The organism is Pseudomonas chaetocerotis (assembly GCF_015712105.2).
In the GTDB taxonomy this organism is placed as follows: domain Bacteria; phylum Pseudomonadota; class Gammaproteobacteria; order Pseudomonadales; family Pseudomonadaceae; genus Aquipseudomonas; species Aquipseudomonas chaetocerotis.
In genome coordinates this window covers 276,769-301,137 of the sequence record NZ_JACFYX020000005.1, presented here as the reverse complement: position 1 = coordinate 301,137, position 24,369 = coordinate 276,769, and the positions used below count along the sequence as shown (strand labels likewise).

Annotated in this window: 22 protein-coding genes; 7 read left to right on the top strand and 15 right to left on the bottom strand. The window is 63.0% G+C overall.

Features of this window, described 5'->3' with window-relative positions; translation table 11 throughout:
• Position 1 precedes the first annotated feature (1 nt).
• The 4 genes from H3221_RS11480 to H3221_RS11465 all read left to right on the top strand — a co-directional run bounded on the left by H3221_RS11480 (position 2) and on the right by H3221_RS11465 (position 4,336).
• Entirely contained in the window at positions 2-1,420 is a 1,419-nt protein-coding gene (locus H3221_RS11480; RefSeq protein WP_196475314.1) for an FAD-binding oxidoreductase, read from the top strand.
• A 26-nt stretch (positions 1,421-1,446) separates the two neighbouring features.
• Positions 1,447-2,388: a 2-hydroxyacid dehydrogenase gene (locus H3221_RS11475; RefSeq protein ID WP_196475315.1), complete on the top strand. Its 942-nt coding sequence runs from the start codon at positions 1,447-1,449 to the stop codon at positions 2,386-2,388.
• Between the two features lie 260 nt (positions 2,389-2,648).
• Positions 2,649-3,578 (top strand): ABC transporter ATP-binding protein, encoded by a 930-nt coding sequence (locus H3221_RS11470; protein ID WP_160020726.1) that lies wholly within the window; start codon positions 2,649-2,651, stop codon positions 3,576-3,578.
• Positions 3,575-4,336 (top strand): ABC transporter permease, encoded by a 762-nt coding sequence (locus tag H3221_RS11465; RefSeq protein ID WP_017678012.1) that lies wholly within the window; start codon positions 3,575-3,577, stop codon positions 4,334-4,336. The genes H3221_RS11470 and H3221_RS11465 overlap by 4 nt, the downstream gene beginning before the upstream one ends.
• Positions 4,337-4,588: 252 nt before the next feature.
• Here H3221_RS11465 and H3221_RS11460 read toward each other — a convergent pair whose 3' ends face one another.
• The 3 genes from H3221_RS11460 to H3221_RS11450 form a co-directional block, all read right to left on the bottom strand.
• Positions 4,589-4,981, bottom strand: a complete 393-nt coding sequence (locus tag H3221_RS11460; protein ID WP_192983754.1) for a protease inhibitor I42 family protein — start codon at positions 4,979-4,981, stop codon at positions 4,589-4,591.
• 88 nt (positions 4,982-5,069) lie between these two features.
• Complete coding sequence (gene lon, locus H3221_RS11455; protein ID WP_196475316.1) at positions 5,070-7,463, bottom strand: endopeptidase La; 2,394 nt, start codon at positions 7,461-7,463, stop codon at positions 5,070-5,072.
• Between the two features lie 61 nt (positions 7,464-7,524).
• On the bottom strand, positions 7,525-8,229 hold the full coding sequence (locus tag H3221_RS11450; protein ID WP_196475317.1) for a hypothetical protein: 705 nt from the start codon (positions 8,227-8,229) through the stop codon (positions 7,525-7,527).
• A gap of 260 nt (positions 8,230-8,489) precedes the next feature.
• Here H3221_RS11450 and H3221_RS11445 point away from each other — a divergent pair, with 260 nt between their 5' ends.
• Positions 8,490-9,239 carry a helix-turn-helix transcriptional regulator gene (locus tag H3221_RS11445; RefSeq protein ID WP_196475318.1) on the top strand — a complete coding sequence of 250 codons (750 nt, stop codon included), beginning with the start codon at positions 8,490-8,492 and terminating at the stop codon, positions 9,237-9,239.
• Between the two features lie 286 nt (positions 9,240-9,525).
• On the opposite strand, the gene lpcA is transcribed toward H3221_RS11445, so the two are convergent.
• From lpcA to minC, 12 genes are all read right to left on the bottom strand, one after another.
• On the bottom strand, positions 9,526-10,113 hold the full coding sequence (gene lpcA, locus H3221_RS11440) for a D-sedoheptulose 7-phosphate isomerase (RefSeq protein ID WP_196475319.1): 588 nt from the start codon (positions 10,111-10,113) through the stop codon (positions 9,526-9,528).
• A 14-nt stretch (positions 10,114-10,127) separates the two neighbouring features.
• Positions 10,128-11,417, bottom strand: a complete 1,290-nt coding sequence (locus H3221_RS11435; RefSeq protein ID WP_196475320.1) for a M18 family aminopeptidase — start codon at positions 11,415-11,417, stop codon at positions 10,128-10,130.
• A 186-nt stretch (positions 11,418-11,603) separates the two neighbouring features.
• Positions 11,604-13,088 (bottom strand): outer membrane protein transport protein, encoded by a 1,485-nt coding sequence (locus H3221_RS11430; RefSeq protein ID WP_397428023.1) that lies wholly within the window; start codon positions 13,086-13,088, stop codon positions 11,604-11,606.
• A gap of 105 nt (positions 13,089-13,193) precedes the next feature.
• Positions 13,194-13,715 (bottom strand): alkane oxidation protein activator PraB, encoded by a 522-nt coding sequence (gene praB, locus H3221_RS11425; protein WP_160020714.1) that lies wholly within the window; start codon positions 13,713-13,715, stop codon positions 13,194-13,196.
• 580 nt (positions 13,716-14,295) lie between these two features.
• On the bottom strand, positions 14,296-15,561 hold the full coding sequence (locus tag H3221_RS11420; protein WP_196475321.1) for an efflux RND transporter periplasmic adaptor subunit: 1,266 nt from the start codon (positions 15,559-15,561) through the stop codon (positions 14,296-14,298).
• Positions 15,551-17,038 carry a TolC family protein gene (locus H3221_RS11415; RefSeq protein ID WP_196475322.1) on the bottom strand — a complete coding sequence of 496 codons (1,488 nt, stop codon included), beginning with the start codon at positions 17,036-17,038 and terminating at the stop codon, positions 15,551-15,553. Before H3221_RS11415 ends, H3221_RS11420 begins: the two co-directional genes overlap by 11 nt.
• Entirely contained in the window at positions 17,031-18,245 is a 1,215-nt protein-coding gene (locus tag H3221_RS11410; protein WP_224490551.1) for an ABC transporter permease, read from the bottom strand. Before H3221_RS11410 ends, H3221_RS11415 begins: the two co-directional genes overlap by 8 nt.
• The gene (locus H3221_RS11405; RefSeq protein WP_397428025.1) at positions 18,242-18,946 is read right to left on the bottom strand and encodes an ABC transporter ATP-binding protein; all 705 of its coding nucleotides are present in this window, start codon (positions 18,944-18,946) and stop codon (positions 18,242-18,244) included. Before H3221_RS11405 ends, H3221_RS11410 begins: the two co-directional genes overlap by 4 nt.
• 293 nt (positions 18,947-19,239) lie before the next feature.
• Positions 19,240-19,893, bottom strand: a complete 654-nt coding sequence (locus H3221_RS11400; RefSeq protein ID WP_318011451.1) for an RluA family pseudouridine synthase — start codon at positions 19,891-19,893, stop codon at positions 19,240-19,242.
• A 194-nt stretch (positions 19,894-20,087) separates the two neighbouring features.
• Positions 20,088-20,342, bottom strand: a complete 255-nt coding sequence (minE, locus tag H3221_RS11395) for a cell division topological specificity factor MinE (protein ID WP_003241592.1) — start codon at positions 20,340-20,342, stop codon at positions 20,088-20,090.
• Complete coding sequence (gene minD / locus H3221_RS11390) at positions 20,339-21,154, bottom strand: septum site-determining protein MinD (RefSeq protein WP_160020711.1); 816 nt, start codon at positions 21,152-21,154, stop codon at positions 20,339-20,341. Before minD ends, minE begins: the two co-directional genes overlap by 4 nt.
• Positions 21,155-21,255: 101 nt before the next feature.
• On the bottom strand, positions 21,256-21,984 hold the full coding sequence (gene minC, locus H3221_RS11385) for a septum site-determining protein MinC (protein WP_192983728.1): 729 nt from the start codon (positions 21,982-21,984) through the stop codon (positions 21,256-21,258).
• A gap of 217 nt (positions 21,985-22,201) precedes the next feature.
• Between minC and H3221_RS11380 the strand changes: the two genes are divergently transcribed.
• Both H3221_RS11380 and H3221_RS11375 read left to right on the top strand, forming a co-directional pair.
• On the top strand, positions 22,202-23,134 hold the full coding sequence (locus H3221_RS11380) for a lipid A biosynthesis lauroyl acyltransferase (protein ID WP_196475324.1): 933 nt from the start codon (positions 22,202-22,204) through the stop codon (positions 23,132-23,134).
• Positions 23,135-23,169: 35 nt separating this feature from the next.
• Positions 23,170-24,351, top strand: coding sequence for a patatin-like phospholipase family protein (locus H3221_RS11375; RefSeq protein WP_196475325.1), 1,182 nt, complete (start codon positions 23,170-23,172; stop codon positions 24,349-24,351).
• The last annotated feature ends 18 nt before the right edge of the window (positions 24,352-24,369 follow it).

Below are 24,369 nucleotides of genomic sequence, written 5' to 3'. Positions count from 1 at the left end.
GATGAGTGGCCTGCCCGATGATCTGCTCCAGGCGCTGCGCGACGTGGTCGGCGAGGCCGGCCTTATCCTCGATGCCGAGCGCATGCAGAGTTACCTGAGCGACTGGCGTGGCGCCTATCGCGGCCAGGCGGCTGCCGTGCTGCGGCCGGCCTCGACCGAGGAGGTCGCTGCCGTTGTGCGTCTGTGCGCGCAGGCCGGCGTCGCGCTGGTGCCGCAGGGCGGCAATACCGGCCTGTGCGGCGGCTCTATTCCGGACGACTCAGGGGCGCAGATCGTGTTGTCGCTGACGCGCATGAAGCGCATCCGTGAAGTGGACGTGGCCAACGAAACCATTACCGTCGAGGCCGGGGTGATCCTGCAGCAACTGCAGGAGGCCGCCGCCGAAGTCGGCCGGCTGTTCCCGCTGTCGTTGGGTGCTGAGGGCAGCTGCACGGTCGGTGGCAACCTGGCGACCAATGCTGGTGGCACCGCCGTGCTGCGTTACGGCAACATGCGCGACCTGGCGCTGGGGCTGGAAGTGGTGCTGCCCGACGGGCGCATCTGGGACGGCCTGCGCGGCCTGCGCAAGGACAATACCGGCTATGACCTCAAGCACCTGTTCATCGGCAGCGAGGGTACGCTGGGCATCATCACCGCCGCCGTGCTCAAGCTGTTCCCGGCGGTGCGCAGCCTGACTACCGCCTGGGTGGCGCTGCCCAGCCCACAGGCAGCCGTCGAGCTGATCGGGCAGATGCGCGGTTTGTGCGGCGACCGCCTGACAGGTTTCGAGCTGATGTCGCGGCAGAGCGTCGAGTTCGTCCTGCGCCATGTCACCGGCGTCAGCGATCCCTTCACCGAAGCGCATCCCTGGTACGTACTGATCGAACTGAGCGATACCCAGTCCAATGCGCCGTTGAACGAGATGCTCGAGCAGGGCATCGGCGAGGCGTTCGAGAAGGGCATGGTGTTGGATGCTGTGCTGGCTGGTAGCGATGCGCAGGTGCGCGCCTTGTGGGCACTGCGCGAGGGCATCTCGGAGGCGCAGAACCACGAGGGGCCGAGCCTCAAGCACGACATCAGTGTGCCGGTCAGCCGTATTCCCGACTTCATTGCGCGTACCGACCAGGCGCTGCTGCAGGCCTTTCCTGGCGTCCGTATCGTGGCCTACGGGCACGTCGGCGACGGCAACCTGCATTACAACATCAGCAAGCCAGTCGGCGCCGAGGATGGCCCGTTCAGGGCGCAGGCCGAGGCGATCATGCGGGTGATCTACGATCAGGTCCTGGAAGATGCCGGCAGCATCAGCGCCGAACATGGCCTGGGCCAGTCCAAGCGGCTGGCCGCGCAGCACTACAAGGCGCCGTTGGAGCTGGAACTGATGGGCCGCATCAAGCAGGCGCTGGATCCATCCGGGCTGATGAATCCGGGCAAACTGCTGTAGAACGCATGATCGAAACAGGAGGAACCATGAGCAAACTCAAGGTGCTGCAGATCGGCCCGCTGAGCGAACGCTTCAATCGCGAGCTGGCCGACGAATACGAGGTCAGTGCGCTCTGGCAGCAGGCCGAGCCACTGGCCTTTCTGCGCGAGCAGGGCGAGCAGTTCATCTACATGGTGTCTTCGGCGCGTTTTGGCTGCACGGCTGATCAGCTGGTGCTGCTGCCGAATCTGCGCGCCATCTGCAGCTTCGGTGTCGGCTACGATCCTTATCCGCTGGATCTGCTGCGTGACCGTGGCATCGCCCTCAGCACCACGCCGGACGTGCTCAACGACTGCGTGGCTGATCTGGCCATGGGCCTGATGATCGACAGCGCGCGGCGTCTGTCCGAAGCGGATCGCTTCGTGCGCAGCGGCGCCTGGAGCAGCACCACGGGCTTCCCGCTGGCGCGTCGGGTCAGCGGCAAGCGCCTGGGCATCGTCGGCCTCGGCCGCATCGGTGAAGCAGTAGCGTTGCGCGCTTCGGGGTTCTCCATGCCGGTGCGTTACCACAACCGCCGTGCGGTCGAGGGCAGCGCTTATCAGCACGAACCCGATCTGCTGGCACTGGCGCGCTGGGCGGACTTCCTGGTGCTGACCTGCCCGGGTGGCAAGGGTACCCATCACCTCATCAACGCCGAGGTGCTCGAAGCGCTGGGGCCTGATGGCTTCCTGATCAACGTGGCGCGCGGCTCGGTTGTTGAAGAGAGCGCACTGATCACAGCACTGCAAAAGGGTGTGATTGGCGGTGCGGGCCTCGACGTCTTCGAGCGCGAACCTCAGGTGCCGGCTGCATTACGTGAGCTGGACAACGTGGTGCTACTGCCGCACGTCGGCAGCGCCAGTGCCGAGACCCGCCAGCAGATGGCTGATCTGGTGCTGGACAACCTGCGCGCCTTCATCGCCACTGGCAGGTTATTGACTCCGTTGTAGAGCGGGTGCAACCCGCCAATCAAGGCGGCGGGTTTGACCCGCCCTACGGCTTCGCGTGTATTCATGAAAGGCCGCTGAATACGCCGGGCGGCATCTGCAGCCTGGCCTATCGTTACATCGCCACAAGCGCTGTAATCGTTTTCTAACTCACTGCCGCATCCTCGGCGCATCACAAGTGCGTCGTTTTTTCTCCTGTGCGCTGATGTGGCTGCCTCATGCCCTGTAAACTGTGACGTTTTCCGCAGGCAAGGACTCTCACCGTGCAGTCGGTCATCTCCATTTCGCAACTGAACAAGATCTATGCGTCCGGGCACCCGGCCCTGCAGGGCATCGACCTGGATATTCGCCAGGGCGAGATCTTCGCCTTGCTCGGCCCCAACGGCGCGGGCAAGACCACCCTGATCAGCATCATCTGCGGCATCGTCAATCCGGGCGAGGGCCGGGTGTTGGTGGCTGGCCACGACATCGTCCGTGACTACCGCGCGGCCCGCTCGCAGATCGGGCTGGTGCCGCAGGAGCTGGTCAGCGACGTGTTCGAAACCGTCTGGGCGACGGTCAAGTTCAGCCGTGGGCTGTTCGGCAAGAAACCCGATCCGGCCTATCTGGAGCAACTGCTCAAGGACCTGTCGCTGTGGGACAAGCGGGACGCCAAGATCATGGAACTGTCCGGCGGCATGAAGCGCCGGGTGATGATCGCCAAGGCCCTCTCGCACGAGCCGCAGATTCTCTTCCTTGACGAGCCCACTGCCGGTGTCGACGTCGAGCTGCGCCGCGACATGTGGAATATGGTGCGCCGCCTGCGCGAACGCGGTGTGACCATCATCCTGACCACCCACTACATCGAGGAGGCCGAGGAAATGGCCGACCGCATCGGGGTGATCAGCAAGGGCCGGATCATCCTGGTGGAAGACAAGCAGGTGCTGATGCACAAGCTGGGCAAGAAGCAGCTGACCCTGCATCTGCAGCAGCCGTTGTCCTGCGTACCGGCCGAGCTGGCGCGTTATGGTCTGGAGCTGGTGGATCAGGGGCATGCGCTGGTGTTCACCTTCGATGCCCAGCACGAGAACACCGGCATCGCCGAACTGCTGCGTGAACTCGCCCAGCACGGCATTGACTTCAAGGACCTGCAGTCGAGCCAGAGTTCGCTGGAGGAGATTTTCGTTTCATTGCTGGAGGAGTCGCGCGCATGAACCTGTATGCCATCAAGGCCATCTACCTGTTCGAGCTGGCGCGCACCTGGCGCACCCTGCTGCAGAGCATTGCCACGCCGGTGATCAGCACCTCGCTGTATTTTGTGGTATTCGGTTCGGCCATCGGTTCGAGCATGACCCAGGTGCAGGGCGTGAGTTACGGCGCCTTCATCATTCCGGGGCTGATCATGTTGGCGCTGCTGACCGAGAGCATTTCCAACGCTTCGTTCGGCATCTACATGCCCAAGTATTCCGGGAGCATCTACGAGCTGCTGTCGGCGCCGGTGTCCTACTTGGAGATATTGATCGGCTATGTTGGCGCGGCGGCGACCAAGTCGGTGATCCTTGGTCTCATCATCCTGCTCACGGCGCGACTTTTCGTCGATTTCGAGATTCAGCATCCCATCTGGATGGCGGCGTTTCTGGTGCTGACGGCGCTGACCTTCAGCCTGTTCGGCTTCATCATCGGCGTGTGGGCCGATGGCTGGGAGAAGCTGCAGATTGTCCCGGCGCTGATCGTCACGCCGCTGACCTTCCTGGGCGGCGCCTTCTATTCGATCAGCATGCTGCCGCCGGCCTGGCAGACGGTGACCCTGTTCAACCCGGTGGTGTACCTGATCAGCGCGTTCCGCTGGAGCTTCTACGGCGTTTCCGACGTCAATGTCGGCGTCAGCCTGGCGATGGTGCTGGGCTTTCTGGCGCTGTGCATTTTGCTGGTGGGCTGGATCTTCAAGACCGGTTACCGGCTCAAGAGCTGATGCCGGGCGCGAGCGCGGCATTCGCGGCTGAAGTCGCGAAACGGTAGAAACGAAGGGGCACATCATGTGCCCCTTGTTCATGTCAGCATGGTCATTTTTTTCATCCACCACCGAGGTGGATCGATAAGCATGCAGGGCGGGTTAAACCCGCCATGAAGGGGGCGGGTTGCAGCCGCCCCACGGCTTCCGTTTGGCGGCGATCAAGGTCGATTCGTCGCGGCTGGAGCCTCTCCCACAGATGCCTTGCCTCGTTCACTTCACCCGCAGTTCGCACTCGAAGGTTTCGGCCGGCGGCACGTTCGGCTCCCAGGGTTGCTGGTAGGTCAGTAGCAGCCGGCCTTCGCCCGGTTCGCGAGCGCTGAAGCGCCAGGTGGAAATGCCGCCAGCACCCACCAGTCCGGCGTCTTCCGGATTGCTGTACACCTCCGGGCCAAGACTTTGCAGCACGTTCGGCGCCGCGTCGCGCACCTCCCAGCGAAAGCCGGTAGTGGGGTTGCTGGGCAGGCTGAGAATCAGTTGCTGGCCCTTGTTCAGCGTCAGCGGGCACTGCCGGTCCTTCTTCAATTCCAGCGTACCGGATTGATGGGCGCAGGCCGTAAGCAGGGCCAGGGCGGGCAGGGTAAGCAGGCGCAAGGTGGCGTGCATGATGAACTCCAGTCGAACAAAACCTGGCCCAGCATAGCCGCACCGAGGTGCGGCACGCGAGCCGGAGGGTGCGCCGTGCGCACCTTGGTCAGTCGAACAACACCTTGGCTACGTCACCATAGCGTTTGGCGAAGTGCACGGTCAGGCCTTCCTTGAGGTAGTCTGGTAGTTCCTCGTAGCTGCCGCGATTGGCCTCAGGCAGGATCAGTTCGTAAATCTTCTGCCGCCGCGCCGCGATCACCTTCTCGCGCACGCCGCCGATGGGCAACACCTGGCCGGTGAGGGTCAGTTCGCCAGTCATGGCCACGCCTTTCTTCGGCGCCTGGTTGCGCGCCAGGGAGAGCAGGGCGCTGGCCATGGTGATGCCGGCGCTGGGGCCGTCCTTGGGTGTAGCACCTTCCGGCACGTGCAGGTGGACGAAGGCCTGGTCGAAGAAGGTCGGGTCGCCACCGAACTGCTTGAGGTGCGAGCTGACGTAGCTGTAGGCGATCTCCGCCGATTCCTTCATGACCTCGCCGAGCTGGCCGGTAAGCTTGAAGCCGCGATTGAGCGTGTGGATGCGCGTCGCCTCGATCGGCAGGGTGGCGCCGCCCATGCTGGTCCAGGCCAGCCCGGTGATCACCCCGGTGCCGGCCAATACCCGCTCGTTGCGGAACACTGGCATGCCCAGGGCTCCCTCCAGGTCCTTGGCGCCGATGTGAATCTTCGCCTCGGGATCGTCCAGCAACTTCACCACCGACTTGCGCACCAGCTTGCCCAACTGTTTCTCCAGCTGACGCACGCCGGCTTCGCGGGCGTAGCCCTCGATCACTGCGCGCAGCGCCGCGTCGCTGATGGCCAGGCGCGCTTTCGGTACACCCGCTTTTTCCAACTGCTTGGGCCACAGATGGCGCTTGGCGATGGCGAGTTTTTCCTCGGTGATGTAACCGGACAGGCGGATCACTTCCATGCGGTCGAGCAAGGGCCCGGGGATGGAGTCGAGGGTGTTGGCGGTGCAGACGAACAGCACCTTGGACAGGTCCAGGCGCAGGTCCAGGTAGTGGTCGAGGAATTCGACGTTCTGCTCCGGGTCCAGCGTTTCCAGCAGCGCCGAGGCGGGGTCGCCCTGGTAGCTGGTGCCCATCTTGTCGATCTCGTCGAGCATGATCACCGGGTTCATCACCTCGGCTTCCTTCAGCGCCTGCACCAGCTTGCCGGGCATGGCGCCGATGTAGGTGCGGCGATGGCCCTTGATCTCCGCCTCGTCGCGCATGCCGCCTACCGAGAAACGATAGAACGGCCGGCCGAGCGATTCGGCGATGGACTTGCCGATGCTGGTCTTGCCCACGCCGGGCGGACCGACCAGCAGCACGATGGAACCGGCGATCTCGCCTTTGAAGGCACCGACGGCAAGGAACTCGGTGATGCGCTGCTTGATGTCGTCCATGCCGGCATGGTGCTTGTCCAGCACCTTGCGCGCGCGGCCCAGATCGAGCTTGTCCTGGCCCTGTACACCCCAGGGCAGGGCGGTGGCCCAATCCAGGTAGTTGCGCGTGACGGCGTACTCGGGCGAGCCGGTCTCGAGGATCGACAGCTTGTTCAGCTCCTCATCGATGCGCTTCTGCGCCGGTGCAGGCAGGGTCTTGCCTTCGAGGCGGGCAAGAAATTCCTCGCGATCCGCGCTCTTGTCATCCTTGCTGATGCCCAGCTCCTGCTGGATCAGCTTGAGCTGTTCCTTGAGGAAGAACTCGCGCTGGCGCTCGCCAATCTGCTTGTTCACCTCGGCCGACAGCTCTTTCTGCAGGCGGCCGACCTCGACCTCCTTGCGCAGCAGCGGCAGCACCTTCTCCATGCGCTTGAGCATGGGCACGGTGTCCAGCACTTCCTGCAGCTCATGGCCGGAGGCGGTGGTCAGGGCTGCGGCGAAATCAGTGAGCGGCGAGGGCTCATTGGGACTGAAGCGATTGAGGTAGTTCTTCAGCTCCTCGCTATACAGCGGGTTGAGCGGCAGCAGCTCCTTGATCGCATTGATCAGCGCCATGCCGTAGGCCTTGACCTCGTCACGCGGGTCGGCCGGCGGCTGGGGATATTCGACTTCGGCCAAGTACGGACCGCGACGGCTCAGCCAGCCGCGAATACGCACGCGGGTCAGTCCCTGGGCGACGAACTGCAGTTTGCCGCCTTCCTCGCTGACGTGGTGTACACGCACCAGAGTGCCGTGCTCGGGCAGGCTGTCCAAGTCGAACTCGCCGTTCTCATCCGGTGGGTTGTCGACGAAGAACACCGCCAGGCACTTGTGCTCGGTGTTGTCCACGCGCTTGAGCGTGCGCCCCCAGGGGTGCTCGTTGACGATCACCGGCAACACCTGCGCGGGGAAGAACGGGCGGTTGTTGATGGGTATGATGTAAAGCTTGTCCGGCAGCCTTTGTGCGGGCAGCACCAGGCCGGTGGTGGATTGCACGTTGTCGTCGACAGCTTCGGAGTGGATGTCCTGATCGTTCATGGAGCACCTTTGCTTGCACGTTGGTTGCTACATGGGGCGACCTCGGGATTATTTCAACGTTTCAGTCGAGGCTCAGGCGAATGCCCAGCAGGCGCTGTTCGATCAGTGGGGTGAGCAGGGCGAAGCACTCGCCGGGCGCCAGGCGAATCTGCGTCGACTCGATCAGATCACTCTGCAGGCGCTCGATCAGCGCGAGCAGATGCGCGTCCTGCTCCTGATCGAGCATGCGGTTGCAGAGAAAGCGCAGTTGCATCTGCAGGCCGGGCGGGCAGCGTTCGTAATTGGCCGCGCGCACCGCCAAGCCACGCAGCCTGGCGAGGTCTTCGAGCGAGCGGCAGGCTTCGCCGATCCCGCGAATTCTGGGGTGATGCTGACGGTAAAGACGATCCTCGAGCTGTTCGATCACCGCCAGCAGAGTTTCGATCAGTCGGCAGTGGGCATCGAAGTCGGCGGGTTTGCGGCGCAACTGTGGCCAGTGTTGTTGTAGAGGGGGTAGTTGCATGCTGGCACCAGGCCAATTCAGCCAGAGCTGATCCAGCTGCTGCGCCTGCGCATTGCGCAGCGCGACGCTCGCGGCATCCTGCTGCGCGCCCAGCCCGCGATGTTTCTGCAGGGCCTGCAGCAGGTCGAGGCAGCGCTGCACGATCTCGGTATCCGCCTGTTTGTTGGCTTTCAACTGGCGATTTTCTGCGCGGTGGGTGAGCCAGTAGCTCAGCATGAGCAGCACGACCAGCAGGGGCAGAAAAATGAGGGCGGCATCGCTCATTGGGGTTCGCTTGTTGTGGTCGGTCGAGAGGGGCGAAGCAACTCTCCTGCCATTTGCCGGGGTTGCGTAATTCGGCTCAGCGAAGGTTCCCGGATGCACAGTAATAGAGCCTGAAGGTGTTCGGAGCTGCGACTTGGTGCGTTGGTTTTCAGGTGCATTGGTTGCTATAGGTGCAACCATTTCGCTGATAGGTGGTTGCGGCGTTTTTGCTTGGAAAGGAGTAAAGTGCAACCCTTGTTTCGTGCCGCCAGTCTTTTGCGATGCTGCAAGCCCGTGTGATCCGCCTGGATGAACAGGCCCATGAACATGCCCATGACCATCACCAGTTGGTGATGTCTCTGGTCGGCCGCGCCGAATTCGAAGTCGGCGGTCGTGGTGGCGAGGTGTGCCGCATGCGCGCCTGCCTGGTGCCGGGCGATGCGGCCCACCAGTTTGCCGGTATGGGCGACAACCGCATGCTGATTCTCGATCTGGACGAACAGGACACCCCCAGCGAAGACCTGGAGCTGCTCCACCGTCTGTTCGAAACACCGCGTTATCCCGCCCTCGATGTCGATTTCCAGCACCTGCTGAGCTATGCCGGCGCAGAGCTGGAGCGCTACGGCAGTGACTCGATCCTGGCGCGCTCTCTTGGCGGCGTTCTGTTACGTGCCCTGCATCTGCGCCTGTTCGGCGAACAGCGCCGGCAGCCGCAAGGGTCACTGGATCTGCAGCGCCTGGATGATTACATCGGCGAGCACCTGGCGCGGCGCATCAGCGTCGCGGAGCTGGCGCAGGAAATGTGCCTCAGCCCCAGCCACTTCCACGCCCAGTTCAAGGACAGCGTCGGCCTCACGCCCCACCAGTACCTGCTCCAGACCCGCCTCGACCGCGCTGCGCGCATGCTGCGCGAAAGCAACCTGCCGTTGGTACGCATCGCCGAGGAGTGCGGTTTCTCCAGCCAGAGTGCGCTGACCACCGCCATGCGCCGCTACATGGGCCTGACGCCGAAGCGACTGCGCGCGGCCTGATCGGTAGAGGCGCTGTATCTATGCTGTCGTAGCCTGGATGCAACCCAGGAATCACCGTGTACGGATTTGCGAGGGTTGCAGTCCGTGGGGTGGGTTAGCCGCCTGTCACTTTTTTGATCACGCCACCGCATCTGCAGCGGCGTAACTCACCATTGGCGCAACGTGATCCATCGCTTGGTGGGTTATGCGACGCACCACGACAGCGCTTGCTTGTCGATCCGCTTCCCGCGTCGCTAACCCACCCTGCGAGAAGCCGTGCGACCGACATTTGATCCGTGTCGCGACGCTAGGCGTAATTTTGCGGGCTCAACTGACGCTCGATCAGCTCGATAAGGATGTGCAAGGTCTTGATGTGCAGTTCCTGCACGCGGTCGGCGAAGTCACCGCCCGGGGCGCAGATGCACACGTCGGCCAGGCTTTCCAGCAGCGAGCCGGGTTTGCCGGTCAGGGCGATCACCTTCACACCCAGGGTCTTGGCGACTTCGGCGGCCTTGACCACGTTGGGGCTCTTGCCGCTGGTGCTGATGGCGATCAGCACGTCACCTTCGCGGCCATGGGATTCGATGTAGCGCGAGAAGATGAAGTCGTAGCCGAAGTCGTTGGCCACGCAGCTGATGTGGCTGGGGTCGCTGATCGACACGGCAGCGATGCCCGGACGGTTCTTGCGGTAGCGCCCGGTCAGTTCCTCGGCGAAGTGCATGGCATCGCACATCGAGCCGCCATTGCCGCAGGAGAAGGCCTTGCCCTTGTGCTCGAAGCTCTCGACCAGCAGTTCGGCGGCCTTCTGGATATTGCTCAGGGTCTGTTCGTTGGCGAGGAAGGCCTCCAGCGCGCGCTGGGCTTCCTGCAGGCTGTTGCGGATATGTTCGATCATCGCGTCTCAGAACCTCAAGGGAGTTCAGGGCTGGAATAGAAGGCCGTCAGCACTTTCACCAGGTGCTCCAGGTCGTGGCTGCCGGCCAATTCGCGAATCGAGTGCATGGCGAAGGTGGGCAGGCCGATGTCGACCGTGCACACGCCGAGCTGGCTGGCAGTGATCGGGCCGATGGTGGAGCCGCAGGCCATGTCGCTGCGCACTACGAAGCTTTGCACCGGCACTTCGTTTTCCAGGCACAGGTGGCGGAAGAAGCCGGCGGTTTCGCTGTTGGTGGCGTAGCGCTGGTTACTGTTGATTTTGATCACCGGGCCAGCGTTGAGTTTGGGCCCGTGGTTGCCGTCGTGCTTGTCGGCGTAGTTCGGGTGTACGCCGTGAGCGTTGTCGGCCGATACCAGCAGCGAGCGTTGGATGGTGCGGACGAAGGCGTCGCCGTCTGGCAGCACGCGGCGCAGCACCTGCTCGAGGAAGGGGCCGTCCGCGCCACAAGCCGAGCAGGAGCCGACTTCTTCGTGGTCGGTGCAGACCAGTACACAGGTTTCCTCGTCGTCCGCGTCGATCAGCGCCTGCAGGCCGGCGTAGCAGGACAGCAGGTTGTCCAGGCGCGCGCTGGCGATGAAGTCCTGATTGAGGCCGACGATGGCGGCGCTCTGAGTGTCGTAGAAGCTCAGTTCGTAATCGAGTACCGCGTCCGGGTTGAAGTCGTGCTCCATGGCCAGCTGTTCGGCGAGCAGGGCGCGGAAGTCGGCGGTTTCGCTGCTGGCGAGCTGGGCGAGGATCGGCGGTAACTCGTTCTGCGGGTTGATCGCCCAGCCCTGGTTGGCCTCACGGTTGAGATGGATGGCCAGGCTGGGGATCACGGCGATGGGCTGGTAGAAGTCGATCAACTGGCTCTCGACCTTGCCGTCGCGGCGGTAGGTCACGCGGCCGGCCAACGACAGGTCACGGTCGAACCAGGGGGCGAGCAGGGCACCGCCGTAGACTTCCACGCCGAGCTGGAAGAAGCCCTGACGCTGCAGCTCGGGGTTTGGCTTGACGCGCAGGCACGGGCTGTCGGTATGCGCGCCGACCAGGCGAATGCCGCCATCTACGGCCGGACGCTTGCCCAGCTTGAAGGCGATGATCGAGGAGTCGTTGCGGGTCACGTAATAGCGGCCACCGGCTTCGGTGTGCCAGGGCGCGCGTTCGTCGAGGTGCCGATAACCGGCAGCTTCCAGGCGCATCGCCAGGCTGGTGGTGGCATGGAAAGGGGTCGGCGAGGCGTTGAGAAAATCGAGCAGGCCTTGGATCAGTTCTTCGCGCATGTATCACTCCGGACAGCGATGGCGCAGTGTAACCGTTTTGCCTGTTCTTGGCAGAACGGCGCGTGCATGGCCCGGATAGAGAGCGGCAATATTGCGTGCGGCACGGCAGCATCGGGTGATGGCTGCACGGAACAAAAAAGCGGATACCGACAGAGCCTCGACCTGCCGGTATCCGTGCGCTGCAAATCAGAATTTGTAGGTGGCCGAGAGGCTGAACACGTCACCCTTGGCTTTCACCTCGCCATCCATGCTGGCGCCGCCCAGGCGGTCCTGGTTGACGGTGCGCAGGCGCGCCTTGTCGACGAACTGATGGGAGTAGGCGGCGTCGATGCTCAGGTTTGGCTCGGACGCGAAGCGGTAGCTGCCGCCGAAAGAGACGAAGGTGCGGTCGCCATCGGGAATCCGCGCGTCACGGGTGGAGTTGCGCGTGGGCGTCTGATCCAGCGCCACACCGGCACGCAGGGTGAGCTCGTTGGTAACGCGATAATCGCCGCCGATCGAGTACATCCAGGTGTCCTTGTAGTCGTAGGGAATGACCACCAGGGTATTACCGTTGGATTCGAGCTTGAGCTCCTTGAACGATGACCATTGTGTCCAGGTAACGCTGGCTCCCAACGAGAAGCGGTCGTTGAACTCATGGACCCAATCCAGCGTGGCGCTGGCAGGTACATCCAGGCGGGACTTGGCGTCGGCACCGTCCGGGTTCAGATTCAGGCCGGGGAAGGCCAGTTCGATGGCGGTGGCATCGCCGAATATCGGAGGAAACAGCGGGTTGGTCAGCAGATCATAGGAATATTGATCTGCATGGATGTTGTAGTCCCCTTCGAGCTTGTTGCGAATGCGGGCGTGATAGTTGATGCCCAGGGTGTCGCGCTCGGTAGGTTTCCACGCGACACCGGCAAACCAGCCGAAAGAGGTGTTGTCCACCTTCACCCGGATCAGTGCGTCGCTGATACCTGGTGGCAGGCCCAGCGGCAGTTGGGACGATGGGGTGCCGGCAGCGGCCAGCAGATCGAGGTTCTGGCTGATAAAGCCCTTGGTGTGCTGGACGATGACGCCACCGCCGACGGCGAAGGCATCGTTGACCTTGAAGGACAGGGAGCCAGTCAGGCCGACGGTCTCGATCTTGGTATCGACCGCGAAGTCCTGACCTTTCCAATCTCCATCCCAGGTGGTTTGCGCGCCCATGGGCACCACCTGGCTCAGGCCGAAGCTCAGTCGATCGTTGATCGGCATGACCAGAAAGCTGGTGGGCAGCGCCTTGCCGAAACCACCCTGACCGCCATCGTTGGTGATGGGACCGTTATCGATGATGTTGCCGGTCGGGTTACCGGCCGGGTCAAATTCCAGGTCGCGATCCGAGCGCGGGTTGCCCTGATTGTCATAGACGTTGCCTTTGTACTTCAAACTGATCCGTGCATGGTGCACGGACACCTGAGCGACGTTGTGGTCGATGAACGCCATGGCGGCAGGGTTGTTGAAGGCGGCGCTGGGGTCGTTCTTCCACATCGACCCGCCAGCGAATGCTCGGCCCCAGCCTGGCGTGCCGTAGGTTGGAACACCGAATGCGCCCGCCTGAACCTGGGAGGCGGCCAACATGGAACCTGCCAGGGCGGCAATCCAGAGAGTTCGGTGTGCGTTGGCAGAGAGAATATTATTTTTATTGCGCATGGCTGATCTCTTTTGTCTGAGAACTTCATTACTTCCAATAACCCGCGTCCGCATCGAATCGATCAATAACGGCGCGGGTTACTACTACGTGCCGGCCTGCACCTGTCAGTTGACCGAAATGGCCGGCGCCTGAACGTTCAGAGAACGGATATTGCAGTTGCCCGCCAATGCCTGTGCGGAGGTGACGCGCAAGGTGTGGTTGGAGTTGGTCCATTGCACATTGATGGTGGTCGGGCCTGCGCAGTTGGAGGCCGGGATCAGGGGCGGAGCACCGGCGATGGTGAAGCCAACGCCGGATACGGTACCGAGCCAGGTCTCGCCACCGTCGGTGGTGGTGCTCGGAGTCAATGTCCACGGCAGGCCGGTGATGCTCGGCAGGGCGCACAGGCCACTGCCACTGACGGTTACGGTATTGATATTGGCGCTTGCCCCACCGGCATTGATGGTGCCGTTGAAGACCACGTTGCAGTTCACCGTTGCGCCAAAGGACGAAGGTCCCGAAACACCGATGGTGCCCGTTGCGGTGAACGGGGAGCCGCCAGTGATGGTGGCCGCCGAGGCCATGCCGGAAATACCCAGGCCGATTGCCAGAGCACCGATGACACTTACCAGTTTGTTGTTTTTCATTGTTTCCTCACTAACAGATTGTTGTTGTATGTATGGCTGTTACGAGACGCACAACAAAACACAGACCTCTCTCTTCCAGCCCGAACTTCCCGAACAGTCCCGAATGCTTTTTCAGGCCGGCGCTCGGGATACAGCTAACTGAATGCAGGTGTTGCCATGTGCATGCAGTTGGCTGTTTTGCAGGCGAAGCAAAAGTTCGCCGAATCGCGGTGAAACGTCCTTATTTCTTGCCGGGTGTAATGGCTGAAGAAATAGAGTGGAAGACTGCAGCATGCCGAGGCGTGACGTGATTTCGCCCAGGCAGGAAACAGGCGCGGATGAAGAGTTGCCTAGCGAGCAGTTCCATCTGGTTCAAGCTCCCTGTCATGTTGGTGGCAGGACCGTTCGAGTTGAGCGATATGCAGACCATGCGGTGCAGTCGGCGGGCTCGTTGTCTGCCTCTAAGGTAATCTTCCGGGGCGAAAGAAAACCCCAGCCAAGGATGGGTTGGGCTGCTGACCGATCGATCAACTGTGAATAACCGGGAAGAAGGTACACACCGCCTGTCGCCGATCCCTACCAATGGATGGGGGCGGTGTGATCAGTTTGGGACTCGTACGTAACCGGGCTCGAGCCCGAAGACTTCCAGCCCATCAGGCATCGAGCGTCCGGCCTCGACTTCGACCACGCTGACGGGATGCTGGGGTGCGCTGCGGTAGTCCAGCAGCCACTTGTCCCCGGCTCGACGCATTGCGGCGGCGGGCACAACCAGCGCTTCGGGGTTGTGATAGGTGAGGATGCTCAGCTTGGCGCTCATGCCCAGCCTGACCTGGCGCATCTGCACTTCATCCAGTTCCGGGATGCTCACCACGACTTCGAACTGGGAGCTACCACCGGGGACGCTACCGCCAAGGGCCTGGCCGCCCACCGCCATGACCTTGCCTTGCAGGTGCTGGTCATCGAAACCGTCGCCGGTAACGTCGACCGGCTGGCCTTCTTTCAGCTGGTTGACGTCCAGTTCGGCGACTCGGGCAATGACGCGCAGTCCCTCGATGCTGGCGAGGCCGAACAGGGGCTGGCCCTGGCTGACTCGGCTACCTGTCTGCAGCGGGCCTTTGGCTGCCTCTTCGGCGCTTATGCCGGGGGCCTGCACGACGATGCCGGAGAACGGCGCAAGGATCTCTCCTGAGGTTATCTGTCGGCTCAGGGCCGCGTGCTTGACCTCGGCATTGGCCAGCTCCATCTCGGCGATCTGCCGGTACTCGCCGCGGCCGCGCTCGAGCACGGCTTGCAGCTCCGCTTCTGCGGCCTGCAGGTCCATGCGCTGCAGCTGTGTCTGTCGTTCCAGCTCTTCCAGTTCGTTGCGGGCCACGATGCCTCGTTCATGCAGCGAGCGCGTGTCCTTGAGTTTCTGTTCGTTGCCGTCCAGGCCCATCTGCACGCTGCGCAAGGCGCGCCGCGCCCGGCTTACCTCCTGTCCCGCCTCCCAGTCCTGAAGTTCGCGCACCGTGCGACGGGCCTTGAGCAGCGTGGAAAGGGCATCACGCACCTGCACCTCCAGCTCGCTGGCATCCATGCTGAGCAAACGCTCGCCCTTGATGACTCGTTGCCCAGGTTCGACGAGGTTGCTGGCGATGTTGCCGCCAAACGGAGCATTGATGCTGACGGTGCGCTCTGGCTCTATGCGGCCGACCAGACCGATACGGTGCTCCAGGTTGCTCGGCTGCACGGCCAGCCAATGCCCGGAGGGTGGTTCGGCAGTGGCGCGTGGCTGCATCTGGAACGACAGCGCTGCGATGCCCGCCAGCAGTGCGAGTCCGGTGATCATCAGGCGCGGTAGGCGCCAGTGTTTGCGCTCAGTGGTCATTGAGAATGATGTCCCAGCTTTCCAGTGTCATGCCCAGGGTCAGGTCCAGCTGCGTCTGCGCGTTGAGGTAGGCGATCACGGTGCTGAGACGAGCGTTCTCGGCGTTCTGCAGATCGCTTTCGAAGCTCAGCACCTGAAAGTTGCTGGAGCGTCCGGCCGCCAGCTTGTCCCGTTCGATCGCCAGCTTGCGCCTGGACAGTTCCACGCCACGCTGGGCGATTTCGTACTGGCGCCAGCGGGTGCTCACATCCCGTATGACATCCTTGACGTTGCGAATCAGTGCCTGCCTGGCATCGGCCAACTGCAGTTGCTGATCTTCGACGTTGACTCGGGCATGTACTTCTCCCTGGCGTCTGCTCAGATCGCCGATGGGGATGTCGAGCCGTATGCCGGCATAGCTGTCCCAGCTGCGATCTGCGCCATTGCCATAGGTCGAGCCGTAGCGATCTCTGGCCTGATTTGCACCGACTTCGAGCGACAGATCCCAGAGGCTCTGGTTCTTGGCGAGCAGCAGGTTGATGTCCGCTTGCTGGCGCATGATCAACTGGCGCAGAAAGTCGGGTTGCTGTCGCTCGGCCAGACTGATGGCCTGGCTGGGGTCGATCTCGATCGCTTCAGCGTGCAGGGCGTCGGTTGCCCGCACTGGCGAAGAGAGGTCCAGCGCGAGCAGGCGCAGCAGCTCCAGGCGGCTGCTGTCGACCAGATTGGCCGCTTCCTCGACGCCCAGCTCCTGGCTGGCCAGGCTGGCTTCGGTCTGCACCACCTCGAACTCCGCCATCCGCCCGGCTTCGATCATCGCCTGGTTGACGCTCAGCAGCTCTTGCGAGCGCTGAAGGGCAGCCCTGGCGATACCCAGTTGCTCCTGGGCTCGCAGCAGCTCGCGGTATGCGAAGATGATCGCCGCGACGGTCTGCGAGATGCCGGCCTTGAGGCCGAGCCTGTTGGCCTCTTCGGTCAGTTGCGCGAGTCGCAGTGGCGCGGTGGTGACGTCGCGTCCAGCGCCACGCAGCAGCGGCTGGATGATGCTGAAGTCGACGCCGTCGTTGCGGCGCCAACCTGCCTGGTCGGCTTGCGAGTGGAACTTGCTCCAGCCTAGGCTGACTACGGTGCCATATTCTCCCAGCACGGTCGCTGTGGCGCCGAACTGACCCGCACGCTGACGATCGGCATGCCCCCGCGAGGCTCGGTAGCTGTTGGAGAGGTACAGTTTGGGATTGAACGCATCTTCCGATACCCGCAGGTCGAACTTGTCGGCAATGCGCCAGAGATAGGCGCTCTTGATCGAGCGGTTGTTGCGCAGCCCAAGAAACACCGCGTCGACCAGCGACAGGTCGGCCATCTGTTCACTGAGCAGTTCAGCGGGCGCGGGATTGGGCATGCTGGGTGCCGAAGGGCGCAAGGGTTCTTCCCGCCATGCCTGTGCTGGTGCGCTGAGGGTGACGATGAGGAGAGCGCCGAGCGCCAGTCGCCTACTCATCGCGCAGCGCCTCTACCGGTTGCAGGCGCGAGGCGGCGACGGCCGGATGCAGACCGAAGAACAGGCCGACCAGTACCGTACTGCCGATGCCCAGGGGCAGCGCGCCGGGGGCCAGAAAGAATGCCCAGCCAGACAGCTGCGCATAGCCCCAGCCGCCCGCCATACCGAGGACGGCGCCCAGCAGCGCGCCAACGCTGGTCAAGGCCACGGCTTCGACCAGGAACAGGTTGCGGATATCTCTGCGCCGTGCACCCAGGGCCAGGCGCACGCCGATTTCCCGGCGGCGCTCGCTGACGTTCATCAGCATCACGTTCATCACCCCCACACCGCCACCGATCAGCGAGACGACGCCGAGCGCTGCCAGCAGGTAGGTGAAGGTTCGGGTCTGCTGTTGCATGCCCTCGAGGATCTGCTGCGCGAAGATCAGGGTAACCGGAGCATCCCCAGCGATGCGCTGGGCGAGAGTCTGGCGCAGTTGCTCGCCGGCCTGGATGACTTCTTCGGCGCTGTTGGCGCGGGCCACGACGTGGCTGATCTGTGGTACGGGATTGATGCGCGTCATGCCCTCCATGGGGATGAACAGCGTTTCGTTGGCATTGAACGGCAGGAGCATGCCGGGGGCACCTTCCTGGAGAATGCCGACGACCCTGAATTGATAGGACTGCAGGCGTAGCTGGTCACCCGGTTGCAGCGGATCATCCGGTAGGCTCAGGGCCTGTGCCAGCGAGGCGCCGATGACCACATAGGCTTCCTTGCGGTCGAACTCCGACAGCGAGCGACCGCTGGCGATATTCAGGCGTGCGGCCTCGAACAGTGCCGGGTCGGCGCCGATGATGTTGGCGTTGCCGACCCGTCCCTGGAAGATCGCCGGTGCGCCATAGGTCATCACCGGAGACAGGCTGGCAACGGCCGGGGTTTGCCGACTCAGTGCTTCCACGCTCAGACGCAGGGGCAGGCCGTCGCGCCCGGTGGGTTGTGGTGGCAGCTGCAGCACCAGGGTATCGCTGCCCAGGTTGCGGAAGATGGCAATCGACTGCGCTGCGGCATTGCCGCCGATGTTGAGCAGGGCCACCACCGAGCAACTGCCCATGACGATGCCCAGCAGGGCCAGCAAGGAGCGCCGACCGAGCATTCGCAGGCTGTTCAGCGCCTCGAGCAGTATCTGTGCGGCGCTCGGTCCGCTGCTGAACGGCATGCTCAGGCTCATGCTGAGCCGGCCTCGCGCAGCAGCCCCTGATGCACCTCGACCCGGCGCGCCAGGCGGTTGGCGATCAGGGGGTCATGGGTGACCACGATCAGCGTGACGCCTTGCTCGCGGTTGAGCTCGATCAGCAGTGCCATGATCTCTTGGGCCGTGCTGGCATCGAGGTTGCCGGTCGGTTCGTCGGCGAGAATCAGTGCAGGCTTGCCGACCAGCGCGCGGGCGATGGCTACGCGCTGGCGCTGCCCACCGGACAGGCTGGCGGGACGATGTTCACTGCGTTCGCCCAGGCCGACCCTGACGAGCATGGCGTGCGCTTGCTCGCGCGCCTGACGGGGCGCGATGCCGCGATAGGTCAGGGGCAAGGCGACGTTGTCCAGCGCGCTGAGGCGGGGAAGCAGGTTGAAGCTTTGGAAGACGAAACCGATCAATTGGTTACGCAAGGCGGCCAACTGGTCAGGGCTGGCCTGGGCGACGTCGATGCCATTGAGGCGATAGTTGCCGGTATCGGGCAGATCGAGCAGGCCGAGTACGTTGAGCAGGGTGCTCTTGCCCGAGCCGGAACTGCCGAGGATGGCGCAGCTTTCCCCATGCGCGATCCGCAGGCAGACGTCGCCGAGGATGTGCAGCGTCTTGTCGGCAAGCCGGTAGTGCTTGCCAATGTGCTGCAACTGGATGAGCTGTTCTTCGTTATTGTTTTCGAGCATCCCGATGCCACTGCCTGCGTCCATGTCGATGAACCACTGAGCATCGCCTTGTCAGGCATTTCCTGGCGCCGAGGCCTCCGGGAAATCAAAGGGCAGTCGTCCCTCTGAAAGCGGCCGCAACAGGGCCATGCCCGATAGCAGGATTGGCAGCGCTGGCTTGTCTGTAAAGCCAACTTTCTTCTGGTTCGGTTGGGCAGTGTTACCGATGCTCACACTGCCTGTGCAGAGCGGGTGAGCATGCCAAGACAGGTGCTGGATGAGGGCAGCGGGCTGCCCTCGACGCCGACGGCCGATCAGAACGGCGCGGGGCACTCGAAGCGCATGCGTTCGCCCGTTTGCGGGTGGGTGAGGGCGAGCATGCTGGCATGCAGGCACAGACGCTCATGGGCGGCCAGGGCCTGCTCATGGGCGTAGAGGCGGTCGCCCAGCAGCGGGTGACCGATAGACAGCATGTGCACGCGCAACTGGTGCGAGCGTCCGGTTATGGGCGTCAGTTCGACCCTGCACCAGTCGCCGCAGCGCTCGACGATGCGCCAGTGGGTCAGTGCATGCTTGCCCAGTTCATGATCGACGACATGGCGTGGCTTGGTCGGCGGGTCGTAGCGCAACGGCAGGTCGATGCTGCCACTGTCGGCCTGCGGCTGGCCCCAGCACAGGGCGGTGTAGGCCTTCTCGGTTTCACGGTCGTGAAACTGGCGTGACAGCTCGCGGTGGCTGTCGGCGTCACGGGCCAGGACGATGATGCCGGAGGTTTCCCAGTCCAGCCGATGCACGATGCGTGCTTCCGGGTAGCCGTTTTCCTGCAGGCGGGTGACCAGGCAATCCTTGTTGTCATCGGCGCGGCCGGGCACCGACAGCAGCAGGGTGGGTTTGTTGATCACCAGCAGGGCGGCGTCCTGGTGGAGAATTTCGATCTGGCTCAGCGGCATGGGGCATTCTGGTTGGATTGGGCGATAAAAGCGAATGGCGGCCGTAAGGCCGCCATTCGTATGATCCAGTTAAAAAACCATCCTGGGCGCTGCGAGCTAGAGCCATGCAAGGCAAAAATAGGCGAGGAAGCGGAGTGTACTTTTGTACATGAGCATTCCGAGCCTGTTTTTAACGCAGCAGGGCCAACGCGCAGCAAGTCCAGATAGATTTTTCAACGATCCGGCAGGGTAATGTTCAACTCCAGGATCGAGCAACTGCCCTGGTTTTCCAGTGCGACCTGGACCTGATCCGATTCGATGTTGACGTACTTGCGGATCACTTCCACCAGCTCCTGCTGCAGGGCAGGCAGGTAGTCCGGCTGGCTGCGCTGACCACGCTCGTGGGCAACGATGATCTGCAGGCGCTCTTTGGCGATGGATGCGGTGGTTTCCTTCTTGCGCGAACGCAAGAAGTCAAAAATATTCATTCTCGACCTCCAAACAGGCGCTGCAGGAAGCCCTGCTTCTTCACATCCAGGAAGCGGTGTGCGACTTCCTTGCCAAGCAGGCGATCGACTGCGTCGCTGTAGGCCTGGCCGGCATCGCTCTGGTCATCGAGGATGACCGGGATACCCTGGTTGGATGCCTTGAGCACGGCCTGGGATTCGGGGATCACGCCGAGCAGGCGGATGGCGAGGATTTCCTCGACGTCTTCGACGCCGAGCATCTCGCCCTTGGTGACGCGCTCGGGGTTGTAACGGGTGAGCAGCAGGTGTTCCTTGATCGGCTCTTCGCCTTTCTCGGCGCGGCGCGATTTGCTCGCCAGTAGGCCGAGCATGCGGTCGGAGTCACGTACCGAGGACACTTCCGGGTTGGTCACGACGATGGCTTCGTCGGCGAAATACATCGCCAGGTGTGCGCCTTTCTCGATACCGGCCGGCGAGTCGCAGACCACGTATTCGAAATTCTGCGACAGCTCGGTGATGACCTTCTCGACGCCTTCCAGGGTCAGCGCGTCCTTGTCACGGGTCTGGCTGGCGGCCAGCACGTACAGGTTCTCGAGGCGCTTGTCCTTGATCAGGGCCTGGGTCAGGGTGGCTTCGCCGTTGACGACGTTGACGAAGTCGTACACCACGCGGCGTTCGCAGCCCATGATCAGGTCGAGGTTACGCAGGCCGACGTCGAAGTCGACGATGACGGTCTTGTGCCCGCGCAGGGCGAGGCCGGTACCAATGGCAGCGCTGGTGGTGGTTTTACCGACGCCACCTTTGCCGGAAGTGACTACGAGGATCTTGGCCAAGGTGATTCACCCCAAAAAATGAAAATAACGCGGGAGTCCGTCGGCCAATCGAGGCTTCCAGATGCCCTTTTTGTGTCCGTAAAAAGTGGCCGCAGTATCCGTTAAAGGCGGGTGATGTTCAACACGTCACCCGACAGGCTGACGTGCACTGCATCGCCCCACAGCGGGTCGCGGCGCAGGTCTTCGGCGACCTTGTAATGGCCGGCGATCGACAACATTTCGGCGCCCATTTGCTGACAGAAAATCCGTGCCTTGGTGTTGCCCTTGATGCCCGCCAGGGCGCGGCCACGCATGGGCGCGTAAACATGGATGTTGCCATCGGCGAGAAGTTCCGCCCCGGCGCTGACCGGTGCCAGCACGATCAGATCGCCACCCTGGGCATAGATCTGCTGGCCGCCGCGCACCGGGCTGGTGATGATGCGGCTGGGTTTGTGCTCGGGTTCGGCCGGTTTCTCTTCGATTTTCCTTGGCGCTGGATCGAGGAGACGTTCACGTGCACCGGAAGGCGGCAGCACCGGCAGATCCATGGCTTCGGCAGCGGCGACGTCGCTCTCCCGTGAGGCACGGATAGCCAGGGTGCGCAGGCCATGGCGGCGGCAGACGGCCATCAGCTCGGCCAGATCCAGCTCACCTTCGCCTTCCGGCAGTTTGTCCAGGGCCAGCACCAGCGGCGTGTTGCTGAAGAAGGCCGGGGCCTGGGCGACTTTTTCCGTCAATTGCGCGTCGAGGCGTTCGAGATCGTTGTGCGCCAGTTCCATCACGGTGATGGCGAGCATGCTGCCCTTGAGCTGGAATACGGGGTCTTGGGCGAGGAGGTCGGCTTGGCTCATGGTGGTGCGATGGGCCTTCTGGCGAGTCAAAAGATGCCCGGACTTATAGCGACATAGGCCGCATGCCGCAAGCTGCGCAAGTCAGTGAGTCAGGGGCGGGATGAACGCTTGGCTGTCGATTCGCCGTCGCGATCTGCTCTGCTGGCAGTGCTGTCAGCGAGCTGGCTGGGAAAACTGCGTTAGAATGTGCGGCTTTGCAAGTGATCGGAAACGTCTCATGGATCGCCCCCGCTTTCGCGCCTGTTTTCTTCATCCGCGCTTCTGGCCGCTGTGGCTGGGCTTAGGGTTGCTATGGCTGGTGGTGCAGCTGCCGTATGGCGCACAGCTGAAACTGGGGCGGGCGCTGGGTTGGCTGATGTACCGCACGGCAAGCTCGCGCCGGCAGATCGCCGCGCGCAATCTGGAACTTTGCTTCCCCGGCAAGAGCGCTACCGAGCGCGAGCGCCTGCTCAAGGACAACTTCGCCTCCACGGGTATCGCCTTCTTCGAGATGGCCATGAGCTGGTGGTGGCCCAAGGCACGCCTGGCGCGGCTGGCGCATGTGGAAGGTCTCGAACATCTGCAGCGGGCGCAAGCCGCGGGGCAGGGCGTGATCCTGATGGCGGTGCACTTCACCACCCTGGAGATCGGCGCGGCGCTGCTCGGTCAACTGCACACCATCGACGGCATGTACCGCGAGCACGACAACCCATTGTTCGACTTCATCCAGCGTCGTGGCCGTGAGCGCCACAACCTCGATGCCAGCGCCATCGAGCGCGAGGACATTCGCGCCATGCTCAAGGTGCTGCGTGCCGGCCGCGCTATCTGGTACGCGCCGGATCAGGACTACGGCCGCAAGCAGAGCATCTTCGTACCGCTGTTCGGCATTGCGGCGGCGACGGTGACTGCCACCAGCAAGTTCGCACGTCTGGGCAAGGCACGCGTGGTGCCTTTCACCCAGCAGCGCCTGGCTGACGGTAGTGGTTATCGTCTGGTAATCCATCCACCGCTCGAAGGCTTCCCCGGTGAAAGCGAAGAGGCCGATTGCCTGCGCATCAACCAGTGGATCGAGCAGGTGGTCAGTGCCTGCCCCGAGCAATACCTGTGGGCGCACCGGCGTTTCAAGACGCGCCCCGAGGGCGAAGCGAAGCTGTACGGTACGCGCAAGTAGCGCACCTATACTCAACAGAAAATCAGGATTGGCCGATGACAGCAGCTGCCCACCCCCATGAGCCCGTCACCGGGCTGATTCTTTCCGGCGGTGGAGCGCGGGCGGCCTATCAGGTCGGGGTGTTGGCAGCCATCGCCGATCTACTGCCGGACGCCTCGCACAATCCCTTTCCAGTGATAGTCGGCACCTCGGCCGGGGCAATCAATGCCGTCGGCCTGGCCTGTGGCGCGCTGCAGTTCGGCGAGGCGGTGCGGCGCCTGACCTCGGTCTGGCAGGGCTTTCACACCCATATGGTGTACCGCAGCGACTGGCCTGGCGTGCTGCGTCAGGCGGCGCGTTTCGTTGGCCATAGCTTGCTCGGCCTGGGCCGCGATGTTCCGGTGGCCTTGCTCGACAGTTCGCCGTTGCGCGAGTTGCTGGAGCGCGAACTCGACTTCTCCGGCATCGCCGCAGCCGTGCGCCATCGCCAGCTGCGAGCGGTAGCAGTGACGGCCTTCGGCTACGAAAGCGGTCAGACGGTGACCTTTTATCAGGGCCGCGCCACCATCGACCCCTGGTTCCGCCATCGTCGCGTCGGTGTACCGACTCGTCTGCAGCTGGATCATTTGCTGGCCAGCGCATCGATTCCGCTGATTTTTCCGCCGATGAAGATCAACCGTGAATATTTTGGGGACGGCGCGGTGCGCCAGGCGGCGCCGATCAGCCCGGCGTTGCACCTGGGTGCCAGTCGCGTGTTGGTGATCGGCGTGAGCGGCAATGCCCAGCTCGAACCCGATGCCGAGCTGCCGCGCGTGATGAGCACCCGGCCGCCGAGCCTGGCGCAGATCGGCGGACACATGCTCAACAGTACCTTCATCGACAACCTGGAAACCGATATCGAGCTGCTCGAACGACTCAACCAGATGAGCGCACTGGTGCCGCCGGAGCGGCGTCCCCGTGGATTGGGGTTGAACCCGGTGGACGTGCTGGTGATCGCGCCGAGCCAGCCGCTGGATCAGATCGCCGCCCGTCATCAGCGTGAGCTGCCCAAGGCGCTACGCCTGTTTCTGCGTGGCCCAGGGGCGACCAAGGCCGGCGGTGCAGGCGTACTCAGCTATCTGCTGTTCGAGCCCGGTTACTGCAGTGAACTGATCGAGTTGGGCTATCAGGATGCGATGACGCGCAAGGCCGAACTCTGTCGTTTTCTCGGGCTGGTCGAAGTGGCGCAGCCTGCCTGAGCCGCATCGTTTGATAGT